This window comes from Kitasatospora sp. NPDC001225 (assembly GCF_053597855.1).
Map to the genome: position 1 here is coordinate 22,927 of NZ_JBSFJC010000104.1, position 6,760 is coordinate 29,686.

At 72.3% G+C, this 6,760-nt stretch carries 5 protein-coding genes; 3 read left to right on the forward strand and 2 right to left on the reverse strand.

The features are described from left to right. Window positions 1–40: 40 nt before the first annotated feature. Complete coding sequence (locus ACWDCZ_RS28945; protein ID WP_449817367.1) at window positions 41–682, reverse strand: TetR/AcrR family transcriptional regulator; 642 nt, start codon at window positions 680–682, stop codon at window positions 41–43. Between the two features lie 50 nt (window positions 683–732). Between ACWDCZ_RS28945 and ACWDCZ_RS28950 the strand changes: the two genes are divergently transcribed. After that, window positions 733–1,245 (forward strand): GNAT family N-acetyltransferase, encoded by a 513-nt coding sequence (locus ACWDCZ_RS28950; protein ID WP_049651892.1) that lies wholly within the window; start codon window positions 733–735, stop codon window positions 1,243–1,245. A 90-nt stretch (window positions 1,246–1,335) separates the two neighbouring features. Here ACWDCZ_RS28950 and ACWDCZ_RS28955 read toward each other — a convergent pair whose 3' ends face one another. Further along, window positions 1,336–1,806 carry a hypothetical protein gene (locus ACWDCZ_RS28955; RefSeq protein WP_449817368.1) on the reverse strand — a complete coding sequence of 157 codons (471 nt, stop codon included), beginning with the start codon at window positions 1,804–1,806 and terminating at the stop codon, window positions 1,336–1,338. Between the two features lie 403 nt (window positions 1,807–2,209). Here ACWDCZ_RS28955 and ACWDCZ_RS28960 point away from each other — a divergent pair, with 403 nt between their 5' ends. Together ACWDCZ_RS28960 and ACWDCZ_RS28965 are read left to right on the forward strand one after the other, a co-directional pair. Next, window positions 2,210–3,418, forward strand: coding sequence for an RICIN domain-containing protein (locus ACWDCZ_RS28960; RefSeq protein ID WP_449817369.1), 1,209 nt, complete (start codon window positions 2,210–2,212; stop codon window positions 3,416–3,418). Window positions 3,419–3,665: 247 nt separating this feature from the next. Next, on the forward strand, window positions 3,666–6,719 hold the full coding sequence (locus tag ACWDCZ_RS28965; protein WP_449817370.1) for a hypothetical protein: 3,054 nt from the start codon (window positions 3,666–3,668) through the stop codon (window positions 6,717–6,719). Window positions 6,720–6,760 lie beyond the last annotated feature (41 nt).

The following is a 6,760-nucleotide window of genomic DNA, read 5'->3' on the forward strand; positions in this document are numbered from 1 at the left end:
ACATCTGCCGGCCGACGGGATCCGTCGCCCGGGCCGGGGCTCAGACGAGGGCGGCGTCGAGGAAGGCGTGCCAGGCGGTGTGGACGCGCCGGGCGTGGGACCCGTCGGAGCTGTCGGAGCTGTCGGACTCGTCGTCGACCCCGGCGAGCAGGTCCAGCAGCAGGCCGCGGAGGACGGCGAGCACCACGGTGGGGTTCGCCCGGGTGCCGTCGAGGACGCGTTCCAGCGGTGGCAGCCACTCCTCCAGCGAGGCGGTGCCGAAGTCCGGCCACGGCCCGCGCCGGCCGAAGGCGCGGACGTACCCCTCGAAGAACAGCCGCAGCGCCCCTCGGTGTTCGGGCTGCGTCAGCCACGCCCAGAGCAGGTCGAGGGTCTCGCGGGCGCTGCCGCCCTCGGCCTCGGACCGTTCCAGCAGCGCCAGTTGCTCGGCCCGTCCGACCGCCAGGACCTCCCGGACCAGCTGCTCCTTCGACCCGAACAGGTACAGCAGCACGCGCGGGCTGGAGCCGATCCCGGCCGCCAGGGGGCGGAGGGAGAGGTCGGACACGTTGTGCTCGGCGACGTAGCGGACGGTCGCCGCGAGGAGGTCCTCGCGGCGCGGGGACGGCTGCCGAGCCGACGCGCGCCGAGGGGATGAGGGACGGGGCGACGGGTGGGAGGGCGCGGTGGTGGGAGCGGACACGTGCTCTATCGTTTCACTGAAACGAGTGTTTCAGTGAAAGGGGATGCCGCATGGCCGCCACCGCACCCGCGACCATCCGCGAGGCCCTCCGGCCCGGAGACCTGGGCGCCGTCGCCGCCCTGCACGGCGTCCTCTACTCCCGCGAGTACGGCATGGACGCGACCATGGAGGCCTATGTCGCCGCCGGGATGGCCGAGTTGGTGCTGGCCCGGGCCCGTGAGGGCGGCGCGGCACCCGGCCGCCTGTGGGTCGCCGAGATCGACGGCCGGGTGGTCGGCGCCACCGGTCTCGTCCGGGCGGAGGAGCGCCCCGGCTGGGGCCAGCTGCGGTGGGTGATCCTCGACCCGGACGCCCGGGGCCGGGGGCTGGGCCGCCGGATGCTGGAGACGGCCCTGGACGAGGCCCGGGCCCGTGCGTACGAGGGCGTGCTGCTCTGGACGGTCGAGGGACTCGGCGCCGCCCACCACCTCTACGCGACGGCCGGGTTCGAGCTCACCGTCTCCCGCCCGGCCCGCAAGTTCGGCGTCGACGCGGTCGAGCAGCGGATGGACCTGCGGTTCTGAGGGGACGGCGGTCGGGCGGGCGCGCGGGTTCGCCCCCGTGCTCGGCGCGCGCCGTCGCCCACCGCCGTCCCGTCCGGCGGTTCCCGGTGCTCAGATCTTCACGGTGAGCCAGGCGCCGAGGCCGCTGCAGCCGCGCGCGTCGTAGGTGGTGCTGCGGTACCCGGCCGGGATCGGCGAGTACGGGCAGGTCCAGACGCCGTTGCGGACCAGCTCGTGGTACCAGGCGCCGACGCCGCTGCACCCCCGGGAGTCGTAGTTGGTCAGCACGTAGCCGGAGACGATCGGCGAGCCGGAGCAGGTCCAGAGGCGGTCCTGCGCGGGCCGCTGGTACCACGAGCCGTGGTTGTTGCAGCCGCCGGCGTTGTACATGGTGATGACGTAGCCGGCCGGGACGGGCGCCCCGGAACAGCTCCAGCCGCCGGCTGCGGCGGCCGCCGGGGCTGGGGAGGCCGCGGAGGCCGCGCCGGCCGCCGTCGTGCCGGTGAGGGCGGCCGCGAGCACGGCGACCGTGGCGGCCGCCCTCCCCGTACGGGTCATCAGCTTGCGGAGGATCGTGGTCACGGCGACACCGTTCCGATCGGTCGTCTCCCCGCCGTCGGTGCGGCGCGGGGAGGGTGTAACAGCGGGGATGCGCCGCACCTTAGCGGCGGTGATCAGGTCGCTGATAGATCCAGATCGATACATCGACGGACCTGACCGAAAACGATCCCATCTGACCGTCATGGCGCCGCCCGGCCATGCTCCGGACGGCGGTCGCCGGATGCGTCCGGTTGGTCGTCCCACGCGCCGCCCGCCCCTGCCCGGACCTCCCGCAGGACCGTCCCGCTGACCAGGGCGTTCGGGCGGATCCGGCAGGAAATCCGTCACGCTCCGTAGCGCTTCCGATTGCCGCGCGCCTCCGGCCGGAGAAATCTTGTGGATGCTCGACCGCCCGATTTCTCCCGATTCTCCCAAGGAGCCCCACGTGTCATTCCCAGCCCGTCCTCGAACCCGCCCGTCCGCCTGGCCGGCGACCGTCGCCGCCCTCCTCTCCCTCTCCGGGATCTGGACCGGAGCCGTGACGGCCGAGGCCGTTCCGACGCCGTCCGCCCTGCCGGCGGCCGCCGGTATCACGGCCACCGGTCAGACGCCCGGCGCCTATTCGGACTGGACCTTCAACACCACCGACACCGTGACGGACATCGACTTCCGCAACACCGTGGTCACCAGCCCGGGAGACGGCGACGTGTACTGGGCGCACCAGTTCAACTTCGACGGGAACCTCTCCTACACCGGCTTCCAGCTCGGCAAGCAGAACAGCGGACAGTTCCTCTGGTCGACCTGGGCCGACAAGGACCTCCAGTTCAAGGACGGGACCGAGGGCTCGCACTGCTGGAACAACGAGGGTGAGGGCCAGCACCTGCAGTGCTCCAACACCACCGTCAACCACGGCCGTCCCGTCACCGGGGACACCTACGCCTTCCACGTGGAGATCGACCCCGTGACCCACTGGGCGAAGGTCACCGTGAGCGACGAGACCGCCGGCACCAGCTTCGTCCTGGGCGAGGCCCTGCTGCCGAACTCCTCGAAGATCCAGCACAGTTGGAGCAGCTGGGTGGAGTACTTCGACTGGAACGACTCCCGGTACGTGTGCGACGACAACGCGTACGCCGAGAACCGGTGGGGCAAGATGACCGGCAACGGCGGCACCCTCACCGCCGCGAACACGGGAACGTCGACCAGCGGCACCTGTCAGGACATGGTCCGGCAGCAGAAGCAGGACGACGGGACGCTGATCACCGAGACCGGTCTCGGCCAGTCCGCCCGCTGGCCCCTGCGCTTCACCAACGGCGCCTGTCTGGACCGCGGCGGCGCCACCGGCGTGATCACCTACGGCTGCGCCGAATCGCCCAACGGCAACCAGCTGTTCGTCTTCGCCCGCGACGGCAGCATGCGCAGCGCCGAGGGCAACGAGTGCCTGGCCGCGCCGTCCTCCGTCGGCGGTCAGATCACACCCGCCGCGTGTGACGGCTCGGCCGCCCAGCAGTGGACGTACGACGTGATGAACGAGGCCGTGGTGAACTCCGCCGGCTGGGCCATGACTTCCAGCACGTCCGGGGGCAGCGGCGACCCGGTGACCGCGCAGGTCTTCGACGGGCGCGCCGAGCAGACGATCACGCCCTTCGAGGTGTGACGAGCCGCCAGGTGCCAACGCCCCACGAGGTGTCATGAATTACGAGCTGTCGACGCCCCACGGGGTGTGAACGAGTCGACCCGCCCACGGCCGCGCCGGAACACCCGGTGCGGCCGTTCGTACCCACCCTCTATGATCCCGCCCGGGGGGAAGGTCGCTGAGCTGGGGTACGACACCGCTGTGTCCGCTCTCCCCTCGGGGGCGCACACCCGCGTCGCCGATTCGACGACCGGGAGACGAACACTCGGTGATACTCACTCAACGCCTGGGCCGCGGGCTGCTCGCCGGCGCCTCGGCGCTCGCGCTGGCACTGCTGCCCGCGGGCCTCGCACCCACCACGGCGGCCGCCGCACCCGCCGGCTCAACGCCTGCCGGCTCAGCACCCGGCGCACCGGCCGGTGACGGGTCCGGCCCGACCCCGGTGGACCTCACCACCACGCGCGCCTTCGCGGACACCTTCCGGCTGGACCCGGCCCAGGACACCGACCCGCTGTACGGGCTGAACGTCGGCCTCGACGCCCGGCAGTCGCCCCCGGCCGGGCAGCACGGGATCTCCTACACCCGGGTCTCCGGCCGCTGGGACACCTCGACCGCGCCCGACCAGTGGTTCGTCCAGACCAGTCATCCGGACCACCCCGACAAGCTGCTGTTCGCCAAGGGCGTCTCCGCGATCATGCTCGGCGCGCCCGCCGTCGCGGACGGCACCGGCCACTACACCGTCTCGACGGTGGTCGACCCGGTCGTCGGCGACACCGGCGGCGCCGACTGGGGCTCGATCGTGCTGAGCCGCAGCCACCGCGGCAACGGCTACGTGACCGGCGGCGACGTCGACCTCGGCCTGACCGTCACCTCGGGCGGCAAGCTCGCCCTCTTCCACGGTGGCGGCGGCGAGAACCCCTTCTGGACCGGCACGGTGGCGCCCACGGCGCAGTACGCCGTCTCGCTCACTGTCTCCACCGGCGCCGACCGCGCCGTCACCCTGACCGTGAACGGCACCCCGTTCACCGTCTCCGCGCCGGCCGGGGTGACCCGCTGGCCGGGCAGCGAGTTCCTCTACCTCGGCGCGTACCTCTCCGACCCGAACCGCGTCACCACCTTCGGTGACGGCGCCGGCCACGGCCTGAACGTCAGCCGGATCGACACCAGCGCCACCCGCAGCGCCAAGCCGTTCGTCGACACCTTCGACGGCGCGCCCAACGCCACCGCCGACCACGGCCTCAACCAGGACCTGGCTGCCCGCCAGCCGAGCCTGATCTCCGCCAACTACACCGCCGTGTCGGGCGTCAAGGGCCTGGCCCTCGACCCGCCGGCGGGCTCGGTGCAGGTCAACAGCCCGGCCCACCCGAACGTGCTCTCCTTCCCCAAGGGCACCTCGGCGGTCCGCCTCGACAAGCCGGCCACCTCGGACGTCCAGAGCGGCGCCTACACGGTGCACGCCGTCCTGACCCCCGTGGTCGGCAGCACCTCCGGCCAGGACTGGGCCTCCCTCGCCGTCGGCAACGCCTCGGGCGGTACGGGCGCCGTCGACGCCGAGGACATCGCGCTCGGCCTGCGCGTCCAGGCCGACGGCGGGCTGACGCTCTTCCAGGGCGGCACCCCGACCGCGCTGCCCGCCGTCCCGCCGGCCGGCTCCTACGAGGTGTCGGCCGCGCTGGCGACCGGCGACCGGCAGCAGGCGACCGTCAGGGTCAACGGCACGACGGTGTTCTCCGGCCGCACCGCCGCCAAGCTGCCCCGCGACGGCTACGTCTCGCTCGGCGCGCACCACTCGGCGGCCGGCCAGGTCACCACGGCGGACGACCTGCGGGTCTCCATGCTGGGCGGGCTCGGCTACTACGGGTTCTTCGACATCCGGGACCCGAACGAGCCGAACTTCAGCGCCAACCACGCGCCGGAGGTGGCGCAGTGGACCAACTTCAACAACTACCTGCGCGACCAGGACCCCCGCCTGGAGTTCCTGGACCAGTGCCGGCCGGCCGCCTGCGTGATCGACCTCAACCAGGAGACGGTGGTCCCGCGTGCGCCGGGTTCCTGGGCCGTCGACCCGAACCCGAACGCCGCGCGGAACCTCCTGGACCTGGTGCGGCGCATCGGGTCGAACATCGACAAGATCGGCGCCGTCGACGTGAGCGACGAGCCCTACTCGCACGGCCTGAGCCCCGCGCAGGTCCAGACGCAGGCGGAGCGGATCAGGGCCGCGTTCCCGGACAAGACGCTGATCATGAGCCTCGACCGCTGGAACGCCGAGCAGACCGCGCCGATCCCGTCCACGGTCGACATCGTCGGCTTCGACTACTACTGCGAGGGCCGCGGCGAGATCCAGCGGCTGCTGGCGAACCTGAAGACCTTCCTCTCCTCGCCGGACCAGCACCTGATGCTCTTCCCGGAGTCCACCAACGAGTACCGGGTCGCCGACGGCTGCTACTCCGGCAAGACCGACGCCGACATCGCGGCGTACAACGCCGAGTACCGCGCGATCGCCGCGCAGGACCCCCGGGTCGTCTACCTGCAGAACTTCCGCTGGCTCGGCCCGGACCAGCCGAACAAGGTGCCGCTGACCGTCGCGGCGCAGCAGAGGATCGGCAAGGCCGTGGTCGACGCCACGCCCACGCCGGCGCCCGCCTCGGTGGGCGTGTACCGGCCCTCGGACGGCAGCTTCGGCCAGGCCGCCCACAACGGCTGGTACACCGGGCAGGCCGTGTTCGGCGGCGGGGGCGGCGACATCGTCCCGCTGACGGGCCACTGGAACGGGCCGGGCACCGACACCGTCGGCGTCTACCACCGCGACACCGCGACCTTCCAACTGTCCTACGACAACGCCACCGTGGCCGCCACCTTCCCGTTCGGGGCCCCCGGTGACGTCCCGCTGGTCGGCGACTGGAGCGGGCAGGGGCGGAGCACGGTCGGCGTCTACCGGCCCAGCGACCAGTACTTCTACCTGTCCGACGACAACGCCACCGTCAGGTACCGGATCAAGCTGGGCAACGAGGGCTGGAAGCCGCTGGTCGGCGACTGGGACGGCAACGGCACCACCACCGTCGCCGTCTACGACCCGCAGACCCAGACCTTCTACCTGAACGACTCCAACGAGACGGAACACCCGCGCCCGGGCGTCAGGTTCGGCAACCCCGGCGACCGCCCGGTCAAGGGCGACTGGGACGGCAGCGGCAAGGAGACCATCGGCGTGTACCGGCCCGGCGACCAGACCTTCTACGGGGCCGCCGAGAACTCCGACCTGGTGGTCTACAGCAGGAAGTTCGGCAACCCGGGCGACACCCCGCTGGTGGGCAACTGGGGCTGACACCCCGTCCGCCCGTCCGACACGGCGCCCTCCCGACCGCC

What these genes read in the sequence shown, in the direction of transcription:
- ACWDCZ_RS28950 (WP_049651892.1), top strand. Translation starts at nt 733, where the DNA reads ATGGCCGCCACCGCACCCGCGACCATCCGCGAGGCCCTCCGGCCCGGA.